The organism is Rhodococcus sp. JS3073 (genome assembly GCF_026810085.1).
Classification (GTDB): Bacteria; Actinomycetota; Actinomycetes; order Mycobacteriales; family Mycobacteriaceae; genus Rhodococcus_F; species Rhodococcus_F wratislaviensis.
This window is the reverse complement of record NZ_CP113951.1, coordinates 1388733-1408028: the sequence shown is the minus strand read 5'-3', so window position 1 is coordinate 1408028 and position 19296 is coordinate 1388733. Positions and strand designations below refer to the sequence as shown.

Genomic DNA, 19296 nt, shown 5'->3' with positions numbered 1-19296 from the left:
GACAACAATGCCGCGACCTGCCCGGCCGCGATTCTCAGGAATACCTCAGCTTGCTCACACCGCACACATATCGCGGTGGGAAAGAGTATGTCCAACGCCAGATCCGAAGACCGCCCGGCGGGGAGATCACGACGACGGAGGAAAGTCCGAGAATCCGGGAACAAATCCCGGCCCTCGGGAGTTGACGCCTATACCACGTCCAGTGATCTGCGGTCCTGAGTAGGAGGATCCACTTAACTCGATGAGCAACAACACGATGGCTCCAGACGAGAGAAACACCGACGAGCAGCTGTCGGACGCCGAGCTGACGGGCACCGCTGTGTTCGATGCCACAGGCGAGAAGTCCGCCATGCCGTCCTGGGACGAACTCGTCCGCGAGCACGGCGACCGAGTCTACCGACTGGCGTACCGGCTGTCGGGCGACGCGCAGGACGCCGAGGACCTCACTCAGGACACGTTCATCCGCGTGTTCCGTTCCCTGTCCGATTACCAGCCCGGCACGTTCGAGGGCTGGCTGCACCGCATCACCACCAACCTCTTCCTCGACATGGTCCGCCGTCGCAACCGCATCCGCATGGAGGCGCTTCCGGAGGACTACGATCGGGTCCCGGCCGACGGGCCGAACCCCGAGGAGATCTATCACGACGCCCGCCTGGACGCGGATCTGCAGGCAGCGCTCGACTCGTTGGCCCCGGAGTTTCGCGCCGCGGTCGTGCTGTGTGACATCGAAGGACTGTCCTACGAGGAGATCGGTGCCACACTGGGTGTGAAGCTCGGAACCGTGCGTAGCCGCATTCACCGCGGCAGGCAGGCTCTGCGTGAGCATCTGGCTGTGAACGGAAAGGTTGACTCCGATCAGATCGGCGTCGGGTAGTTACCAGGAGGGACGAATGACGCAGGGGCGTGTACCTCGCCAGTTTGGCTCCACCGAACACCTGGCGAGTGAGGCGATCGCCGCCTTCGTCGATGGTGAACTCCGCATGTCCGCTTATCTGCGCGCCGCCCACCACCTGTCGATCTGTCCCGAGTGCGCATTCGAGGTGGACTCGCAGCAGCAGGCCCGGCGTGCCCTCCGCCGCAGCGGCGACGTCGCCATGCCGTCCGGCCTCCTCGGTCTGCTGAGCCAGATCCCCAGTTGCAACCAGGGCGATCCCGCCGACAAGTCCCCGTTCGACTCCCACACCCCGGATTCACCGCTCACGAGCGCGTACTCGATCACGAGCCGGATCTGGTCCCGGCGCCGGCGCCGTTGAGCGCATCCGGACCGACGACGGCGGTGTCCGTGCTCAGCGGGGCATCGGTGATACTGGGGCGCGTGACTGACGCACACGAGGGGGACACGACAGCGTGACGGCGGATTACAAGACTCCGGGTTCCGACACGACGGCACCCGACGGTCCCGTGGCGGACGAGTCGGGCACGCTGCGCCCGGCGGACGCCCCACGACTCGATCCGAGGCCCGTCTACCGGCCGAAGATCGACGCAGCGTCCAGCCGCGCGTTCGGCCGGCCCGGTGGCGTCACCGGTTCTTTCGCCCCGTCGGACGCCCGGCGTGAGAGTGAACCCTCGGTGAAGGTCGGTGCCCCCGACCCCGTGCTGGCGGAGGCGTTCGGCCGGCCCGACGGCGAGGTCGACACCATTCAGCGTGATCCCCACGAGAAGCCCGCGACCACGGCGGGCGCGGCACCGCCCGCCGACCCCTGGCGTGATCCCGACGCCGGCGTCGAGCTCGGCTCGCCGGCGTTGCACGTCGAAGAACATTCCCGCCCGCCCGCCCCGGCGCTCAGCGCCCGCGAGGTCCTGTTCGGCGGCAAGGTGGCGCCGAAGGCGCTCGTCGCGCTCGGCGGAATCGCCCTCGCGATCGGTCTGGTCGGCGGCCTTCTCGCCGCCGTGATCACCGCCGATCGCAGCTCGCTCACGAGCCAGAGCGTCACCCTCGTCCAGGGCGGCGGCGAGGAAGACCTCGGCCAGTCGCCCGTCGCGCAGGTCGCGGATGCCGTGCTGCCCGCCGTCGTGTCCATCCAGGTGGCGGTCGGCGACCAGGGCAGTACCGGTTCCGGTGTCGTCATCGACGGCGCCGGCTACATCGTCACCAACAACCACGTCATCTCCGCCGCGGCCACCGCACCCGACGGCGGCAAGATCCAGGTCATCTTCTCCGACGGGACCAAGGCCGAGGCCCAGATCGTCGGTCGCGACATCAAGACCGACCTGGCCGTACTCAAGGTTGCCGCCGACAACCTGACGGTCGCGGAACTCGGCAAGTCCGGGGACGTACAGGTCGGCGAGGACGTCGTCGCCGTCGGATCGCCCCTCGGGCTCAGCAAGACCGTCACCCGCGGAATCGTCAGCGCCTTGCACCGTCCGATGCGACTGTCCGGCGAGGGCTCCGACACGAACGCCGTCATCGACGCCGTCCAGACCGATGCCGCCATCAACCACGGCAACTCGGGCGGCGCGCTCGTCGACGACACCGGCCGGGTGATCGGCATCAACACCGCCATGCTCAGCGAGTCCGGTGGCTCGGTGGGTCTCGGCTTCGCGATTCCCATCGACGACGTCACGACGGTCGCTCAGACCCTCATCCGGGACGGCCGGATGCACCACCCGGACATCGGCGTCAACGCCCGCACCGTCGTCAACGACGACACCAGCGGCGCCCAGGTGGCCAATGTCCGTTCGGACAGCCCGGCCGCGCGGGCCGGGATCGTCGAGAACGATGTGATCGTCAAGGTCGGCGACCGCACGGTCACCAGCGCCGACGAACTGGTCGTCGCCGTCAACCTGCAGAAGATCGGCGAACCCGTCCGGGTTCAGCTGATCCGCGAGGGCCGGCTCGTCGATGTCGACGTGACCCCGGCCTCCGATTGACTCGAGAGGTTGCTGTGAGATCGCTCCGTCACCTGGGCACACGCCCTCACCGCACAGTAGGCTGACCACGTGTTCGGCAACATTGGTTGGGGCGAGTTCATGGTCCTCCTCGTCGCGGCTCTGGTCATCTTGGGACCCGAGCGGCTTCCGGGTGCGGTCAGCTGGGTAACGAAATCACTGAGGCAGGTCCGTGAGTATGCGAGCGGCGCCAGCCAGCAGCTCAAGGACGAGCTCGGTCCGGAGTTCGAGGATCTGCGCAAGCCGCTGTCGGACCTCAATCAGCTGCGCGGCATGACACCGCGCGCGGTCATCACCAAACACCTGCTCGACGGTGACGATTCGATTCTCACCGGCAACTTCGACAAGCCGAGTCCGGTGTCGTTCGACAAGTCGGGGACGAAGGCCGTCAGCGCCGATCCGTCGACGCCCGCTCCGCCGCAGAACAAGCCGCTCGCGAACGGCGAGCGCCCCCCGATCGACCTCGACGCAACATAGGCCCTCCGGGCTCGTGCGCCTTTCCGGTTGCTCCAGCAACCAGAAAGGCGCACGGGCGCGGAGCGCCTAGAGGTGGCGGGTGGTGTCGATCCCCAGCGACATTCCGGCGAGTCCCCGCTTGCGGACGGCGAGTTTGTCCGCGATGTCGCGGAGTGCCGTCGCGGCCGGCGAGTCCGGGTGGCCGAGGACGATGGGAACGCCTTCGTCGCCGCCTTCACGGACGGCCTGCTCGAGCGGGATCTGTCCCAGCAGCGGAACCTTCGCGCCCACAGCTTTGGTGAGACGGTCGGCGACGGCCTGCCCGCCGCCGGACCCGAAGATGTCCATCCGGGTGCCGTCAGGCATGTCCATCCAGGACATGTTCTCGACGACTCCGACGATGCGCTGACGGGTCTGCAGCGCGATGGCGCCTGCGCGCTCGGCCACCTCGGCGGCCGCCTGCTGCGGGGTGGTGACGACGAGGATCTCCGCACCGGGGATCAGCTGTGCGACGGAGATGGCGACGTCGCCGGTGCCGGGCGGCAGATCGAGCAGCAGAACGTCCAGGTCGCCCCAGAAGACGTCGGCGAGGAACTGCTGCAGCGCGCGGTGCAGCATCGGGCCACGCCACACGACCGGGGTGTTGCCCTGGGTGAACTGGGCGATGGAGATCATCTTCACGTCGTGTGCCACGGGCGGCATGATCATGCGTTCCACCTGCGTGGGCTTGGCGTCGGTGCCGAGCATGCGGGGAACGGAGTGTCCGTAGATGTCGGCGTCGAGAACACCCACCGACAGTCCGCGGGCGGCGAGTGCGGCGGCCAGGTTGACGGTGACACTGGACTTGCCGACGCCGCCCTTTCCGGACGCGACCGCGTAGACGCGGGTCAGGGAACCCGGCTGGGCGAACGGGATGACGGGCTCGGCCGAGTCTCCGCGCAGTGACTTGCGGAGTTCGGTGCGCTGCTCGTCGCTCATCACGTCGAGTTCGACGCGGATCGCACCGACACCGGGAACGTCCGCCACGGCCTTGGTGACACGGTCGCTGATCTCGGTCCGCATCGGGCAACCTGCGGTGGTCAGGTAGATCGCGATGTCGACGCTGTCGTCGGACGCGATGTCGACGCTCTTGACCATCCCGAGTTCGGTGATCGGTTTCCGGATCTCGGGATCCTGGACGCGCGCCAGGGCGCTACGTACAGCGGACTCGCTCAGGACTGGCATGACTCAATGGTAAGGATGCGCGCTCAGTGGATGCGCGGCAGGTCCGCGGCCGCCGGGATGACTCCGCTGGAGTAGCCGGCGGACCAGGCGAGCACGTTGGCCACGTAGGCGGCGGAGTTGTTGTAGCGGTGCACGGCCTTGGCGGCCTGAATCGGATCCTTGACGTTCAATCCGCCGTCGCACAGGTATTTTCCGGTGGTCAGCGCGGAGTCGAAGAGGTTCTGCGGATCGGCGACGCCGTCGCCGTTGCCGTCGCCCGCGTAACGATTCCACGTCTCGGGGAGGAACTGGGTGGGTCCGACGGCGCGGTCGTAGTTGGCGTCGCCGTCCAGCTTGCCACCGTCGGTGTCGCGGATCACCGCGTTGCCGCCGAGGGTGCCGTCGAGGACGGGGCCGAGGACGGGCTTGAGCATGTTGCCCTTGTCGTCCGCCTTGCCGTCGTAGGCGTGAGTGGACTCGACGCGGCCGATTCCGGCGATGAGCGTCCAGTACATGCCGCAACCCGGCTGTTCGACGGCGAGCATGCGTTCCGCGTTCTGGTAGGCCGCGACGCTGATGGACGGGATGCCGAGCGCGCCCTGGGCGATGCTCGCCGGGAGGGGCGGGGTGGCCTGGACGGGTGCGAGTGCCGGCGCAGCGGGCGCCGCTTCGGCCGCGGGTGCGGCTTCGGCGGCGGTCTCGGCCACGGGGGTGACCGCTTCCGCGGCCTCGGGTGCGGTGTCGGTCGCCTCCTGGGCGACGTCGGCGACCTCCGACGAGGAGCTCGTGGAAAGGAAAGGGACCTTGGGTGCGGCGCCGGCGGTGTTGGCTGCGGTGATCAGTCCGATGGGGACGAGTCCGGTAAGCGCGATGACCGAATTGCGGCGGATATGGGAATCCGTCTTCTTGTTGTGCCGACCCACTCGATTGCCTCCTGCGACCCCCGTCTTGGGGTGTTCCGTTCAACTGACCGGATCGAGGCTACCTGATTCGATATGTTTCCGTTATCCAACCGTGATCAAACGGACTTGCATCGCACGGTTCCGTTACTCCGAAGGCACGTGAGCGACGGTAACCAACACGGCAAGGTCACGCCAGGACGTGGACGTGCCGCGGGTGTCGGACGGATGGGCCGGTCGCTCAGTCAGGGGCCCAGGCGCCGGAACGCGCCGCCGCGCGCCCTGCAAGCAGAGCGCGCGGCGGAAGAGGGGGTGATTACCGGGGAACGGCGTCGGCCGGAGGGGCGCCCGGGACAGGTTCGGCCGGGGCGGGTGTGGCGGATGCCGGTGCCCCGGGGTCGGCGGGCGGGCAGAAGATCAGACAGGGCAGTTGCGGCAGCGGCGGGAGTCCGGGAATCGGCGGGGCCGGAGCGGGCGTCGTGGGAGTGGCCGCACCGTCCGTGGATGGCTGTGGGGTGGTCGCGAGATCGTGTGGGAGGTCCGCTTCGGCCGCGGCGGCGTCGGCGAGACGTCCGGGGGAGGGCGAGGCCGACTCCGACAACTGGCTCGGCGTCGGCGTTCCACCGTTCCTGTAGGCGTTCGACCAGGTGATGACGTTGGCCGCATACGCAGCAGAGTTGTTGTACCGCAGGACCGCGCGGGTCTCCTGGAGCGGATCGCGGAGGTCGAGACCGCCCGAGCAGAGGTACCGGGCGGCCGCCAGCGTCGCATCGAACACGTTGTTGGGATCGGCCACGCCGTCCGCGTTGCCGTCGGAGGCGTACTTGGCCCACGTGGACGGAATGAACTGCATCGGTCCGACGGCGCGATCGTGCCCGGGGTCGCCGTCCGTGGCGCCGCGGTCGGTGTCCCGGATGACCTCGTTGCCCGCCAGCCGGCCGTCGAGAACGGGGCCCAGAATCGGGGTGATCGTGGTGCCGACCGAGTCGGTCCGGCCGCCGCCGGCGTGACCCGATTCGATGCGGCCGATACCGGCCAGCAGATGCCACGGCAGACCGCATTTCGGGGACTCCGCCATCATTTCGAGTTCCGCGGACCGGTACGCGTTGAGCACGATCTCCGGGATGCCCAGAGCGCTCAGGATCACCGGTGCGGCGATGAGCCCGGTGCCGGACGGCGACGTCGGAGATGTGGGATTTGTCACCGTGGGCAACGGCGCGGGCGCGGGCGCCGGGGGAGCAGCCCTCTGGGACCGCGCGATCCGGGGTGTGGGTGCCACGATTCCCGACGGCGGGAAGTACGCGGCCTGGGGCGTGGTTCCCGGCGTGATCGAGGCTGCTCCGAGCGTCGTCGCCCCGCCGGTGGACGAGACGGCACTGGTGCCGACGGATGCGCCGCTGACAGCAGAACCGCCGGTCGAGGACCCGAGGGTGGCAACTGCGCCCACTGCCAGGGCAGTCACCGTCAACAGTCCACGTATCCGCACTCGATCACCCCCTGCGGTGCTCTTCGTTTCGCACACCGCATACATCCGAGAAGATGTGAGTGACGTTACATATACGTGATCGACCCTGCCGGAGTTTGCGGGGATTCGCCGACTCTCATTTGCGCCGGGTACGGGTGTCTTCCTCGTCGCCCAGCAGCGACTTGATCTCGTCGAGCTCGCGCCGCAGGTAGTCGCGGGTGGCGACCTCACCGATCGCGATGCGCAGAGCCGCCAGTTCCCGGGCGAGGAACTCGGTGTCCGCCTTCGTCTGCTCCGCGCGCGAGCGGTCCTCTTCGAGGGAGACGCGGTCGCGGTTCTCCTGGCGGTTCTGCGCCAGCAGGATGAGCGGCGCCGCATACGCGGCCTGGGTGGAGAACGCCAGGTTGAGCAGGATGAACGGGTACGGGTCCCACTGCAATCGGACGGCGAAGACGTTGATGAGGATCCAGACGATCACGATCACCGTCTGAATCATCAGGTAGCGGCCCGTGCCGAGGAACCGGGCGAAGTTCTCGCTGGCCCGCCCGACGGCCTCCACGTCGTAGGTGACCCGGAAGCGGCGGGTACCCCGCGGGGTGTCGAGGCGCTGCCGGTCGGACAGGCTCCGGGCGGCTGCGCTGGCTGACTTCTCGCTCATCCGTCGATCTCCTCTTCACGCCAGTCCTCGGGGAGGAGATGGTCCAGGACATCGTCGACGGTGACTGCCCCGATCAGATGGTCCTCGTCGTCGACCACCGGCCCGCACACCAGGTTGTACGTCGCGAAGTAGCGGGTCACCGACGTCAGGGAATCCTCGGGTGCCAGCCGCGGCATGTCGGTGTCGAGCAGTCCGCCGACCAGGCTTGCGGGCGGCTCTCGCAGTAACTTCTGCAGGTGCACGCAGCCGAGGTAACGGCCCGTCGGCGTCGCGGTGGGTGGGCGGACGACGAACACCATGCTCGCGAGAGCGGGGGTGACGTCCGAGATCCGGGCACGGGCCAGCGCTTCGGCGACCGTCGTCGACGCGGTGAGGACCACCGGCTCCGGAGTCATCAGACCACCCGCGGTGTCGGGCGAGTGCTCGAGCAGCCGGCGGACCGGCTCGGAGTCCTGCGGGTCCATCAGCTGCAGCAGCGATTCGGCCTCGGTCTCGGGAAGCTCGCCGAGGAGGTCGGCGGCGTCGTCGGGATCCATGGCCTCGAGGACGTCCGCGGCGCGCTCGACCTCGAGGTGCATGAGCAGGTCCGTCTGGTCGTCGGAGGGTAGTTCCTGGACGACGTCGGCGAGGCGTTCGTCGTCGAGTGCGAGGGCGAGTTCGTGGCGGCGTTTCTCCGGCAGGAGCCGCATCGCGTTCGCGACATCGGCCGCGCGCATGCCCTCGAACTGGGTGAGCAGTGCCGAGACGCCCTGGCCGGGCATCGCCAGGTCGGTCTGCGTGAGGCCCTGGACGTGCTGCCACTCGACGACGTGCATGGCGGCGCGGCGACCGAGGCGGCCCCGGTGCCCGCGCACCGCGACCTTCGACACCACCCAGTCCCGGGTGCGGGTCTGCTCGATGCCCAGATCGACGACGATGATGTCGGCGTCCCGCAGTTCCTCGAGTTCCGGGTCGTCCACGCGCACGTGGGAATCCGCCACCTGGGCGAGGGCGAGTACCTCGCCGGGCCGCTGCTGGAATCGGCGCAGACTGACGTTGCCGGTGGTGAGTGTCACCGAGCTCGGTTCGATGGCGGTGACGCGGAGCATCGGGACGAAGATGCGTTTGCGCGTGAACAATTCGATGACCAGTCCGAGGACGCGCGGCTGCTGCCGGCCGACGCGCGCGGTGATCACGACGTCCCGGACGCGGCCGATCGACTCCCCGTCGGGGCCGAGCACCACCAGGCCGGCCAGCCTGGCTGCAAAAACCTTGTTCGCAGCTGCCATGATTGCCAGGCTAGATCCTTGTACAGAAATACAGGGAATCGAACACCTGCGAAAGTGGAGGATCGTCCGTCATGAGTTCCGTCTACAGGCCACGGCGATCGGTGCTCGCCGTTCCGGGCAGCAGCCGCAAGATGATCGACAAGGCGAAGGGGCTGCCCGCGGACGAGATCTTCCTCGACCTCGAGGACGCGGTGGCGCCGCTCGCCAAGCAGGAAGCGCGCGGCACCATCGCCGAGGTGCTCGCCGAGGACGGGTGGGGCGACCAGATCAAGGTGGTGCGGGTCAACGACTGGACCACCGAGTGGACGTACGCCGACGTCGTCGAGGTCGTCGGACGCGCGGGCGCCCATCTCGACGCGATCCTGCTGCCGAAAGTGCCGGACGCCAGCCATGTTCAGGCCCTCGACCTGCTGCTGACCCAGATGGAGAAGGCCAACGGGCTCGAGGTCGGCCGGATCGGCATCGAGCCGCAGATCGAGAATGCGATCGGGCTCACCAACATCGATGCCATCGCGACGGCCAGCCCTCGCGTGCAGACCCTGGTGTTCGGGCCCGCCGACTTCATGGCGAGCATCAACATGCGCACGCTGGTCGTCGGGGAGCAGCCGGACGGCTACGACCGCGGCGACGCCTACCACCACATTCTGATGACCATCCTGATGGCCGCCCGCGCGCACGGGGTGCAGGCCATCGACGGCCCCTACCTGCAGATCCGCGACGTGGAGGCGTTCCGTCGGTCGGCGCAGCGCACGGCCGCGCTGGGCTTCGACGGCAAGTGGGTTCTGCATCCCACCCAGATCGAGGCGGCGAACGACGTGTTCAGCCCCCGTCAGGACGATTACGACCGGGCCGAACTGATCCTGGACGCCTACGAGTTCCACACCTCCGCGGCAGGCGGCGGGCGCGGTGCCGTCATGCTCGGCGACGAGATGATCGACGAGGCGAGTCGCAAGATGGCGCTCGTGATCTCCGCCAAGGGGCGCGCCGCGGGTATGAAACGGACCACCGAGTTCGTCCGACCTGACGAGAAATAGCCTCAGCAGGCAGAATGGTTCTCACAGGACCGATCCTGAGAGAACCACACGAGGAGACCAGCTGACGATGACGAATCCACTCGGACAGTCCAACGGGGCGCGGCGTGGGGCTCTGCCGGAACCCCCCACGGGCTGGCCCATCGGTTCGTATCCCACCTACGCGGAGGCGCAGCGCGCCGTCGACTACCTCTCCGATCAGGAATTCTCGGTGGAGGACGTCACCATCGTGGGTGTCAACCTCATGCAGGTCGAGCGGGTGCTGGGCCGCCTCACATGGGCGAAAGTGATTGGCGGGGGCATTGTTTCGGGTGCCTGGCTCGGCGTGTTCTTCGGTTTGCTGCTGGGCATCGTCACGGGCGGTTTCCTGGCGCCGCTCGTCGTCGGCATCGTCGGCGGCATCATTTTCGGGCTGATCTCCACGACGATCCCGTACGCGGCGACGCGGGGGACCCGGGACTTCGCGTCGACGATGCAACTGGTCGCCGGACGGTACGACGTGCTGTGCGAGCCGAAGTCGGCGGAGAAGGCCCGGGACATGCTGGCCAAACTGGCGCTCTGATCGGCGCGCTCGCCTCGACCTGCGGGTTGCGGTCGGGTCACGGATTACGTCCTATTCGCGACGTTCGCGGCGATTTCACCCAGTTCGCCGACGATGTCGGATAGGTTTACGGCGCAATGCGTGGGCCCCGGCCCTCGCCGAAACCGTGACCTGTCGGTGGAGTGCGCGTTCCGGCAGGAACAAATGTGCGGGCCCGCGTGCCCAGCCGTACCGCGACTGGATCCGTGAGGGCCGCTCGAGGAGGCGGCTGTGCTGCATCGCACCAAGCCCGGACGCTCGCTGAAGTGGGGACTGATCGGTGCGGCCACCGTCCTCACCGTTCCTCTGCTGGCTGCGTGCGGGTCGTCCGAAGAGGGCATCGTCCTCAGCTTCTACACGGCTGCCGACGGCGCCGAACAATATGCGGAGGCCGCGGCAAACTGCACGGCCGCGGCCGGCGGCCGGTACACCGTGGAGCAACGCACGCTGCCGAAGGGCGCGGACGATCAGCGGCTCCAGCTGGCCCGCCGCCTCACCGGAAACGACACGTCGCTCGACATCATGACACTCGACGTGGTGTGGACCGCCGAGTTCGCCGAGGCCGGCTGGGCGGTGCCGCTTCCACCCGGCATCGCGGCGGAGGTCAGCGAGGGCACGCTCGAAGGCCCCCTCGAATCCGCGAAGTGGCAGGACCAGTTGTACGCCGCGCCGCTGAACACCAACACCCAGTTGCTCTGGTACCGCAAGGACCTCATGCCGGACGGGCAGCCGCCGCAGACGTGGGATCAGATGATCGACATCGCGGAGGGCCTCGCGGCGGAGGGCCGGCCCAGTTGGATCGGGGTGCAGGGCAAGCAGTACGAGGGCCTGATGGTGTGGTTCAACACCCTGCTCGCGAGCGCGGGCGGGTCCGTCGTCGCCGAGGACGGGACCACGGTGACGGTTGCCGACGGCGACGCCGCGCTGAAGGCGCTCGAGGTCATGAAGCGGGTGGCCACCGCGGAGGGTGCCGACCCGTCGGTTTCCCAGGGCGACGAGGCGTCGTCCCGGCTGGGGATGGAGAGCGGAAAGGCTGCGTTCGAGGTCAATTGGCCGTTCGTGCTGCCGGGCATGATCGAGAACGCGGAGAAGGGGGACCTGCCGTTCATCGACGAGAAGGGCAACCCGACGTCCGTGGACACGGGCAACACGGTGCTCACCGTCGACGGTCAGCAGAACTTCCTCCCGGCGCCGTACCCGTCGGTGATCCCCGGGCGACCGGCCGAGGTGACGATCGGCGGGTTCAACATCGCGGTCGCGAAGACCAGTCAGCACCCGGACCTGGCGTTCGAGGCGGTGTCGTGCCTGCGGAACGAGGAGAACCAGCGCAACAACGCTGTCAACGGTGGTGTGCCGCCGACGTTGGCGAGCCTGTACGACGACCCGGCGTTCCAGGAGGCGTACCCCGCGTGGCGTGAGGTGCGGGAGAGTCTCGAGACGGCCTCCGTCCGCCCGGTGTCACCGGCGTACCAGAGCATTTCGACCCTGATCACCGACACGCTGAATCCGGTCGGTGACATCGACCCGCCGCGCACCGTCGACGAACTCGCCGAACAGGTACGCAAGGCGGTCAACTCGGAAGGGCTGATCCCGTGACGAGCGAAACCGTGCAGGCGGACCGCGCCGAAGAGCCGAAAGTCGCGTCGAAGAAGCAGATCTCGGAGGGGAAGAAGGCCGAACGCCGACTGGGTTTGTGGTTGGTGGCTCCCGCCGCGATCCTCATGGTCGCGGTCACGGCCTACCCCGTCGTCTACGCGGTGTGGCTGAGCCTGCAGCGTTACGACCTCCGCTTCCCCGACGACCGCAAATTCGTGGGCCTCGCGAACTACGTGTCGGTGTTGTCGGACGCGTACTGGTGGCAGGCCTTCGCGGTGACGGTGGGCATCACGGTCGTGTCGGTGGTCATCGAGTTCGTCCTGGGCCTGATCCTGGCGCTCGTGATGCACCGGACGCTGGTCGGGAAGGGCATCGTGCGGACGGTGGTGCTGATCCCGTACGGCATCGTCACCGTGGCCGCCGCGTACAGCTGGTACTACGCGTGGACCCCGGGCACCGGGTATCTCGCCAACCTGCTGCCCGACGGCAGCGCCCCGCTGACGCAGCAGATTCCGTCGCTGGCGATCATCGTGCTCGCCGAGGTGTGGAAGACGACGCCGTTCATGGCGCTGCTGCTGCTCGCCGGACTGGCCCTCGTCCCCGACGACCTCCTCAAGGCCGCGCAGGTCGACGGCGCCGGGGCGTGGACGCGGCTGGTGCGGATCATCCTGCCGCTGATGAAACCCGCGATCCTCGTGGCGCTGCTGTTCCGCACCCTCGACGCGTTCCGGATCTTCGACAACATCTACGTCCTCACCAAGGGCGCCAATGACACCGGATCGCTGTCGATCCTCGGCTACGACAACCTGTTCAAGGCGTTCAACCTCGGAATCGGCTCGGCGATCAGCGTCCTGATCTTCCTCTGCGTCGCACTGCTCGCGTTCGTGTTCATCAAGCTGTTCGGCGCCTCGGCTCCCGGGTCCGACACGGAAGGAAACCGATAGCCATGGCCGTCGTCGACACACCTCGCCGCAAGATCAGCTGGTCCGTGGTCAATCTGCTCGTCCTGCTCTACGCACTGGTCCCGGTGCTGTGGATCGCCAGCCTGTCGTTCAAACCCGCGGGAACGATCAAGGACGGCAAGTTCATTCCGCAGAAGTGGACACTCGACAACTACCGCGGGATCTTCCAGACCAACGCGTTCACCAGTGCGCTGATCAACTCGATCGGCATCGGGCTCATCTCCACGGTGATCGCCGTCGTCATCGGCACCATGGCCGCCTACGCCATTGCCCGGCTGGATTTCCCGGGCAAGAAGCTGCTGGTCGGTGTGGCTCTGCTGATCGCCATGTTCCCCCAGATCTCCCTCGTGAGCCCGCTGTTCGACATCGAGCGCAGACTCGGGCTGTTCGACACCTGGGCGGGTCTGATCCTCCCGTACATCACGTTCGCGCTCCCGCTGGCCATCTACACATTGTCCGCCTTCTTCAAGGAGATCCCCTGGGAGCTCGAGAAGGCGGCCAAGATGGACGGTGCCACACCGGCTCAGGCGTTCCGGAAGGTCGTGGCCCCGCTGGCGGCGCCGGGCATCGTCACCGCCGCGATCCTGGTCTTCATCTTCTGCTGGAACGACCTGTTGTTCGCGATCTCGCTGACGTCGACGGAACGGTCCATCACCGCGCCTGCCGCGATCGCGAACTTCACCGGCGCCTCCCAGTTCGAGGAGCCGACGGGCTCGATCGCCGCGGCCGCAATGGTGATCACGATCCCGATCATCATCTTCGTGCTGTTCTTCCAACGACGCATCGTGGCCGGTCTGACCTCCGGCGCAGTGAAGGGATAATTCTGTGGCCGAAATCGTGCTCGACAAGGTGACGAAGCTGTACCCGGACGGCGCCAAGGCGGTGAGCGACGTCGACATCACGATCGCCGACGGCGAGTTCATCATTCTGGTCGGACCGTCCGGTTGCGGGAAGTCGACCACTCTCAACATGATCGCCGGGCTGGAGGACATCTCCTCGGGTGAACTGCGCATCGCGGGGGAGCGGGTCAACGAGAAGGCGCCGAAGGACCGCGACATCGCGATGGTGTTCCAGTCGTACGCGCTGTACCCGCACATGACGGTGCGGCAGAACATCGCATTCCCGCTCACCCTGGCGAAGATGTCGAAGTCGGACATCGCGGCGAAGGTGGACAACGCCGCCAAGATCCTCGACCTCACCCAGCACCTCGATCGCAAACCGGCCAATCTGTCGGGCGGACAGCGGCAGCGGGTCGCGATGGGCCGGGCGATCGTCCGCAGCCCCAAGGCGTTCCTGATGGACGAGCCGCTGTCGAACCTCGACGCCAAACTCCGTGTCCAGATGCGCACCGAGATCGCCCGGCTGCAACAGCGGCTCGGCACCACCACGGTGTACGTCACGCACGACCAGACCGAGGCGATGACCCTCGGCGATCGGGTGGTGGTGCTGCGGGGCGGCGTGGTCCAGCAGATCGGGGCGCCGCAGGATCTGTACGACCACCCGAACAACCTGTTCGTCGCGGGTTTCATCGGCTCGCCGTCGATGAACTTCTTCCCGGGGCAGCTGACCGCCGACGGGGTGTCGACGCCGCTCGGCGAGTTCATGCTGCCCCCGGAGACGCGCGACAGGATCGGGTCGTCGAACACGGCGAAGGACGTCGTCGTCGGGATCCGTCCCGAGCACTTCGAGGACGTGGGGCTCGTCGACGAGGGGCAGAGGGCGGCCGGTGCCACGTTCACGGCCAACGTCGAGGTGCTCGAGTCGATGGGTTCGGACAAGTACGCCTATTTCACGGCCGAGGGACCGCAGGTGACTTCCCGGGAACTCGAGGAGCTCGCCGCCGACTCGGGGACCGCGGTCGCGGGCGGCGGGCAGCTGGTCGCCCGGTTGTCGACCGAATCGTCCGCGGCGCACGGCAGGCCGGTGGAACTGTGGTTCGACCGGGCGAAGATCGCCCTGTTCGATCAGGACTCGGGAGCCAACCTCACCCTCTGATCGGAGCGCTCACCCGAACCACTGGTGTTCGCTCCGCCGAGGCCACCGACCGTGCCCCACTCGGCCGCGAGGGCGGTCGCGTGGACCTCGTCCTCCTCCTCGTCGGACGGGGTGCGGGTGGTGCGCGTGATCCCGAAGAACGGCAGCAGCCCGGCGAGGGCGGCCGCGGTCGCGCCGACGGCGAACGCGATCACGTACGCCGATTCGGTCGGGACGTCCGTTCCGTCGATCGTGATGCCGGCGAGCAGGGTGGCGAGCAGCGCACTGGCGAACGAACTGCCCACGGACCGGGCGATGGAGTTGATGCTGTTCGCGACGCCGGTCTCGTCCTGCCGGACCTCGGCCACGAGCAGCGACGGCAGCGACGCGTAGGCGAGGCTGATGTACGTGTTGACCAGCAGGATGGCCGCGATCACCTCCCACGTGCGGTCGTGGGCGAAGACGAACACGACGAAACCGCTGACGCCGACGACGCTCGCGGCGATGAGGACGGCACGGGAACCGAAGCGGTGGATCAGTTTTCCGCTCAGGATCGACGCGAGGACGCCGCTGATCGCGCCCGGCAGCAGGTACACGGTGCTGGCCTCGAGGACGGTGGCCCCGAAGCCGTATCCGGCCACCGCGCGCGGTGTCTGGACGAAGTACGAGCTGCCCAGGAACATCACGAACATCGACATGCCGACCACGAGCGCGGACAGGTGGGTGACCAGGACGGGTGGGTTGGTCAGCAGCCGGGGCGCGACGAGCGGGTCGGTGATCCGGCGTTCGTAGAGGAACCAGCCGATCAGGACCACGACTCCGGCGATGCCGCTGACGATGGTGACGGGAGACGTCCAGCCCCAGGTGCCGCCCTCGGCGAGCGGCAGCAGGACCAGGACCAGGCCGGCGGCGAGACCGGCCGCACCGACCCAGTCGATGGAACCCGTTCCGGCGCGCGGGCGGCGGGGGATGGCGATCCAGGCGAGGACGAGTCCGGCGGCGGTGATCGCCGACGACAGCCAGAAGATGCGGTGGAAGTCGGCGCCACCGGAGACCAGCACACCGGTGAGGACGATGCCGAAACATCCGCCGAATCCGAGGGTGCCGGAGAAGATCCCCATCGCCCCGGTCAGCTCCTCGGCGGGAAGCTCATCACGCAGGACCGCGATGCCGATGGGGAACAGCGCGAACGACACGCCCTGGAGCACGCGGGCGAAGATCAGCACCCCCACGGATGTCGACAGCGCACCGATCAGGGAGCCGAGCAGCACGACCACGAGCACCCCGAGCAGGACGGGTCGTTTGCCGCGGAGATCGGCGAGGCGGCCGAGGACGGGTGTCGCGGTGGCGGCCGCGAGGAGGTTCGCGGTGAGGAGCCAGCCGACGGCGGTGGGGCCGACGTCGAGTTGCGCACCGATGGTCCCGACGATCGGCACCACCAACGTCTGCAGAACGGCGACAATCATCACGACGAAGCACATGACGGGCAGGAGAGCCCTGGCTGCGGTTGTCGATCCGGCGGCCATGGGGGTCCTCCTGTGGGGGTCGGTGAACGAGCGTAATGAAACACGGTACTGGGGCTAACTAACAAAGGGGTTCACGGTGGGGTCTGAACGCATGTCGAATCGAGCGCTGGGCCGGGCGACACTGGCCCGGCAATCGCTGCTGAGCCGTTCGGACACGTCCGCTCTCGACATGATCGAGCACCTCTGCGGACTGCAGGCCCAGGCGCCCGCCCCGCCGTACTTCGCACTGTGGGCGCGGTTGACACGATTCCGCGCCGAGTCGCTGTCGGATCTCATCGAGAACCGCGCGGTGGTGCGGATCGTCGCGATGCGCGGGACGGTCTTCGCCCTGTCCGCCTCGGACGCACTTTCGTTCCGACCGCTCACACAACCGCTGCTCGACCGCGACCTCCACACCAACACGCAGTACCGGTCGAGCCTCGACGGGATCGACCTGGGCGCCCTCGCCGCCGCGGGACGCGAACTGGTGCGCGACGAGGCCCGCACCCAATCGCAGATGCGGCCCCTGCTCGAGGAGCGGTTCCCCGGCCGCGACGGGGCCGCCCTCGCCCACGGGGTGCGGGGACTGGTCCCGATGGTCCAGGTTCCGCCGCGCGGGCTCTGGGGCAGGTCGGGGCAACCGGCGCTGTCGACGCTGGAGTCGTGGGTGGGCCGTCCACTGTCCGCCGCGCCGTCCATCGACACGATGCTGTTGCGCTACCTCGCCGCGTTCGGCCCGGCGAGTGCGCGGGATGCCCAGGCCTGGTCGGGGTTGACCCGGCTCGGTGAGGTCCTGGACCGGTTGCGGCCGGAACTCCGGGTGTTCGCGGGGGACTCGGGGCCGGAACTTTTCGACCTTCCCGACGCACCCCGGCCGGACCCGGGCACCCCCGCCCCCGTCCGCATCCTCGCTCCGTTCGACAACGTGCTGCTCTCGCACGCGGACCGCGGACGCCTCCTCGACGACGACGTGCGGAAGAAAATCTTCACCCAGAACGGCATCATCAAACCGGCTGTCCTGGTGAACGGCAGGGTCGCGGCGTTCACCACGACGGTGGTCGAGAAGTCCCGTGCGGTACTCGACGTGGAACCGTTGGCGAACATCGCGAAAACGCACCGCACCGCGATCGAGGCGGAGGGCAGGCGACTGCTGAAGTTCGCGCACCCCGACGCGCCCGAGCGTGTCGTGCGGTTCACGGGCTAGCCGGTTTGTGCCTGCGCGGTGCGAGGTGACTGAGCTCGGCGATGATCTCGTCGTTCCAGACATGCTGGCGCACAAGGCGGTACCGCTCGCGTGCCACCCACAGGTACGCCTCGGCGTCGGTGTGGTCGGGCAGCATCTGCGCGGCCCGCAGCATCCGGACCACCGGCAGGAACTCCTCACCGAACCAGCGCCGGGCCACGGTCTCACGGCTGAGGAATTCGCCCACCTCCTGCATGAGCCGGAATCCCCATGCCTCGACACTCTGGCTGATCTCGGCGTACTCCCAGGGATCGGTGACCACCACGGCCGCCCGCTGGGGCCCGCTCAACGGCACCCGCGTGAGGAACAGGCGCCGGTGGTCCTTGATGACCAGGTCGCCGCGCTGCGCGATCCCGTCGGGGGAGATCTTGGTCTGGATCTCGGTGACGTAGGCGTCGATCGTGCTCCAGTGCATCGCGTACGCGATGGAGACGCGGTGGTGGCCGTCGCTGACGAAGTGCATGGACCCGATCCGATACACCTGGATCGGCGGCACCGACTCGCCCCGGCGCTGCGCGGCCGCCAGCCGTTGCCAGCGCTCGCGCACACGGGTGGACGTGGGCCGGAAGAACCGGTCGAAGTCGCGGGTCCGGTCGACGCTTCCGACGATGGAGTTGACCGGGATCACCTGCAGTCCGAGCGATCGTTCCCCGACCCGTCCGACGGCAGCGACCACCTCGTCGAACGGCAGGATTTCGTTGACGTCGTCCGGCTCGCGGCGCAGCCAGCTGACCAGCCGCGACAACTCGGCGCGGCGACGCTGGCGGGTGAAATCGTTCTCCGCGTCGGCGGCGGGGAACCCGGTGTCACGTGCCATGCCGGCGCCTGACGATGGTGGGGTCGGCGCCCGGGGCCAACTCCATCAGGGTGAATCCCACGGTGTTGATCACCGTCGTCGCGCCGAGCGTGCGGTCCTCGGCGGCCCGGCCGTACGGGTGGACGTGCCCGTGAATCATGACGCGGGCCTGCAACCTGCCCGCCAGGGTCTCGAAGCATTCGAAACCCCGGTGCGGCGGATCCTCCTGGTCGCCCACTCCGCGCGGTGGGCTGTGCGTGAGCAGCACATCGATGCCGGACGCGCCCGAGCGGCGTGCGTGCCACGCACTCGTCAGAGCCAGGTTGCGCGCCCGCCGCCGCTGCTGCCGCTCGGTCCACTGATTGGGGCCGTCGTTGTAGCGGATCGACCCACCCAGGCCCGCGATGCGCAGGCCCGCGATCCGCACGATCCGACCGTCCGCGTTGACCGCGCCGCAGGGTCCCGGCCACGCCGAGGGCAGACCCGCCCGCATCCATCCGACACGTCCCGCGGAGTAGCCGGACAGATCGGCGTCGTGGTTGCCCGGCACGAAGACACACGGCGCGTCGAGCGCGTCGATCAGGTATTCCAGGTAGTCGAACGGGAGATCGCCCGCACCGAGGATCAGGTCGACGTCCATGGCACGCACCTGCGAACTCCACAGCGACTCGATCGTCTCGTCGGACACTGCGAGTACCGAGACCATGCTCCGACGCTACCGGCTCGCGAGGCCGGAGGACGGGTGAGCGGCTTCGGTGGTTTGATTGCGGG

General features: G+C 68.1%; 19 protein-coding genes. 11 read left to right on the top strand and 8 right to left on the bottom strand.

What is annotated here, in order from left to right; translation table 11 throughout:
• The first annotated feature begins 241 nt into the window (after positions 1-241).
• From sigE to tatB, 4 genes are all read left to right on the top strand, one after another.
• Positions 242-874 (top strand): RNA polymerase sigma factor SigE, encoded by a 633-nt coding sequence (sigE, locus tag OYT95_RS06680; RefSeq protein WP_037244349.1) that lies wholly within the window; start codon positions 242-244, stop codon positions 872-874.
• 16 nt (positions 875-890) lie between these two features.
• The gene (locus OYT95_RS06675) at positions 891-1253 is read left to right on the top strand and encodes an RNA polymerase subunit sigma-70 (protein WP_268791029.1); all 363 of its coding nucleotides are present in this window, start codon (positions 891-893) and stop codon (positions 1251-1253) included.
• A gap of 94 nt (positions 1254-1347) precedes the next feature.
• Positions 1348-2871, top strand: a complete 1524-nt coding sequence (locus OYT95_RS06670; protein WP_328286536.1) for a S1C family serine protease — start codon at positions 1348-1350, stop codon at positions 2869-2871.
• A 69-nt stretch (positions 2872-2940) separates the two neighbouring features.
• On the top strand, positions 2941-3366 hold the full coding sequence (tatB, locus tag OYT95_RS06665; RefSeq protein WP_268791028.1) for a Sec-independent protein translocase protein TatB: 426 nt from the start codon (positions 2941-2943) through the stop codon (positions 3364-3366).
• Positions 3367-3432: 66 nt separating this feature from the next.
• Here the strand turns inward: tatB and OYT95_RS06660 are convergent, their stop codons facing one another.
• From OYT95_RS06660 to OYT95_RS06640, 5 genes are all read right to left on the bottom strand, one after another.
• The gene (locus tag OYT95_RS06660) at positions 3433-4569 is read right to left on the bottom strand and encodes an Mrp/NBP35 family ATP-binding protein (RefSeq protein WP_268791027.1); all 1137 of its coding nucleotides are present in this window, start codon (positions 4567-4569) and stop codon (positions 3433-3435) included.
• A 23-nt stretch (positions 4570-4592) separates the two neighbouring features.
• The gene (locus tag OYT95_RS06655) at positions 4593-5471 is read right to left on the bottom strand and encodes a lytic transglycosylase domain-containing protein (protein WP_268791026.1); all 879 of its coding nucleotides are present in this window, start codon (positions 5469-5471) and stop codon (positions 4593-4595) included.
• A 292-nt stretch (positions 5472-5763) separates the two neighbouring features.
• A complete protein-coding gene (locus OYT95_RS06650) occupies positions 5764-6933 on the bottom strand; it encodes a lytic transglycosylase domain-containing protein (RefSeq protein ID WP_268791025.1) in 1170 nt (389 codons plus the stop codon).
• Between the two features lie 115 nt (positions 6934-7048).
• Positions 7049-7570, bottom strand: a complete 522-nt coding sequence (locus OYT95_RS06645; protein ID WP_037244369.1) for a DUF1003 domain-containing protein — start codon at positions 7568-7570, stop codon at positions 7049-7051.
• Positions 7567-8838 carry a magnesium transporter MgtE N-terminal domain-containing protein gene (locus OYT95_RS06640; protein WP_005264648.1) on the bottom strand — a complete coding sequence of 424 codons (1272 nt, stop codon included), beginning with the start codon at positions 8836-8838 and terminating at the stop codon, positions 7567-7569. The genes OYT95_RS06645 and OYT95_RS06640 overlap by 4 nt, the downstream gene beginning before the upstream one ends.
• Before the next feature lie 71 nt (positions 8839-8909).
• Here OYT95_RS06640 and OYT95_RS06635 point away from each other — a divergent pair, with 71 nt between their 5' ends.
• The 6 genes from OYT95_RS06635 (at position 8910) to OYT95_RS06610 (ending at position 15002) form a co-directional block, all read left to right on the top strand.
• On the top strand, positions 8910-9872 hold the full coding sequence (locus OYT95_RS06635; protein WP_268791024.1) for an HpcH/HpaI aldolase/citrate lyase family protein: 963 nt from the start codon (positions 8910-8912) through the stop codon (positions 9870-9872).
• 67 nt (positions 9873-9939) lie between these two features.
• The gene (locus tag OYT95_RS06630; protein WP_005239275.1) at positions 9940-10431 is read left to right on the top strand and encodes a general stress protein; all 492 of its coding nucleotides are present in this window, start codon (positions 9940-9942) and stop codon (positions 10429-10431) included.
• A gap of 249 nt (positions 10432-10680) precedes the next feature.
• A complete protein-coding gene (locus OYT95_RS06625) occupies positions 10681-12045 on the top strand; it encodes an ABC transporter substrate-binding protein (RefSeq protein ID WP_172650345.1) in 1365 nt (454 codons plus the stop codon).
• Positions 12042-12989 (top strand): carbohydrate ABC transporter permease, encoded by a 948-nt coding sequence (locus tag OYT95_RS06620; RefSeq protein ID WP_037244372.1) that lies wholly within the window; start codon positions 12042-12044, stop codon positions 12987-12989. Before OYT95_RS06625 ends, OYT95_RS06620 begins: the two co-directional genes overlap by 4 nt.
• A 2-nt stretch (positions 12990-12991) precedes the next feature.
• Positions 12992-13828, top strand: coding sequence for a carbohydrate ABC transporter permease (locus OYT95_RS06615; protein WP_005239292.1), 837 nt, complete (start codon positions 12992-12994; stop codon positions 13826-13828).
• A 4-nt stretch (positions 13829-13832) separates the two neighbouring features.
• On the top strand, positions 13833-15002 hold the full coding sequence (locus OYT95_RS06610) for an ABC transporter ATP-binding protein (protein ID WP_037244375.1): 1170 nt from the start codon (positions 13833-13835) through the stop codon (positions 15000-15002).
• Here the strand turns inward: OYT95_RS06610 and OYT95_RS06605 are convergent.
• Positions 14972-16507: an MFS transporter gene (locus OYT95_RS06605; RefSeq protein ID WP_268791023.1), complete on the bottom strand. Its 1536-nt coding sequence runs from the start codon at positions 16505-16507 to the stop codon at positions 14972-14974. The genes OYT95_RS06610 and OYT95_RS06605 overlap by 31 nt on opposite strands.
• 76 nt (positions 16508-16583) lie before the next feature.
• Here OYT95_RS06605 and OYT95_RS06600 point away from each other — a divergent pair, with 76 nt between their 5' ends.
• Positions 16584-17690 carry a winged helix DNA-binding domain-containing protein gene (locus OYT95_RS06600; RefSeq protein WP_442972548.1) on the top strand — a complete coding sequence of 369 codons (1107 nt, stop codon included), beginning with the start codon at positions 16584-16586 and terminating at the stop codon, positions 17688-17690.
• Here OYT95_RS06600 and OYT95_RS06595 read toward each other — a convergent pair.
• Positions 17680-18546 (bottom strand): chromosome partitioning protein ParB, encoded by an 867-nt coding sequence (locus OYT95_RS06595; RefSeq protein WP_268791021.1) that lies wholly within the window; start codon positions 18544-18546, stop codon positions 17680-17682. The two genes, OYT95_RS06600 and OYT95_RS06595, sit on opposite strands and share 11 nt — an antisense overlap.
• Positions 18536-19231, bottom strand: a complete 696-nt coding sequence (locus tag OYT95_RS06590; protein ID WP_268791020.1) for a metallophosphoesterase family protein — start codon at positions 19229-19231, stop codon at positions 18536-18538. The genes OYT95_RS06595 and OYT95_RS06590 overlap by 11 nt, the downstream gene beginning before the upstream one ends.
• Positions 19232-19296 lie beyond the last annotated feature (65 nt).

Excerpts from the sequence above, each read along its gene's own strand:
- sigE (WP_037244349.1), top strand. The coding sequence starts at position 242 with ATGAGCAACAACACGATGGCTCCAGACGAGAGAAACACCGACGAGCAG.
- OYT95_RS06675 (WP_268791029.1), top strand. The coding sequence starts at position 891 with ATGACGCAGGGGCGTGTACCTCGCCAGTTTGGCTCCACCGAACACCTG.
- OYT95_RS06660 (WP_268791027.1), bottom strand. The coding sequence starts at position 4,569 with ATGCCAGTCCTGAGCGAGTCCGCTGTACGTAGCGCCCTGGCGCGCGTC.
- OYT95_RS06645 (WP_037244369.1), bottom strand. The coding sequence starts at position 7,570 with ATGAGCGAGAAGTCAGCCAGCGCAGCCGCCCGGAGCCTGTCCGACCGG.
- OYT95_RS06640 (WP_005264648.1), bottom strand. The coding sequence starts at position 8,838 with ATGGCAGCTGCGAACAAGGTTTTTGCAGCCAGGCTGGCCGGCCTGGTG.
- OYT95_RS06635 (WP_268791024.1), top strand. The coding sequence starts at position 8,910 with ATGAGTTCCGTCTACAGGCCACGGCGATCGGTGCTCGCCGTTCCGGGC.
- OYT95_RS06630 (WP_005239275.1), top strand. The coding sequence starts at position 9,940 with ATGACGAATCCACTCGGACAGTCCAACGGGGCGCGGCGTGGGGCTCTG.
- OYT95_RS06615 (WP_005239292.1), top strand. The coding sequence starts at position 12,992 with ATGGCCGTCGTCGACACACCTCGCCGCAAGATCAGCTGGTCCGTGGTC.
- OYT95_RS06605 (WP_268791023.1), bottom strand. The coding sequence starts at position 16,507 with ATGGCCGCCGGATCGACAACCGCAGCCAGGGCTCTCCTGCCCGTCATG.
- OYT95_RS06595 (WP_268791021.1), bottom strand. The coding sequence starts at position 18,546 with ATGGCACGTGACACCGGGTTCCCCGCCGCCGACGCGGAGAACGATTTC.
- OYT95_RS06590 (WP_268791020.1), bottom strand. The coding sequence starts at position 19,231 with ATGGTCTCGGTACTCGCAGTGTCCGACGAGACGATCGAGTCGCTGTGG.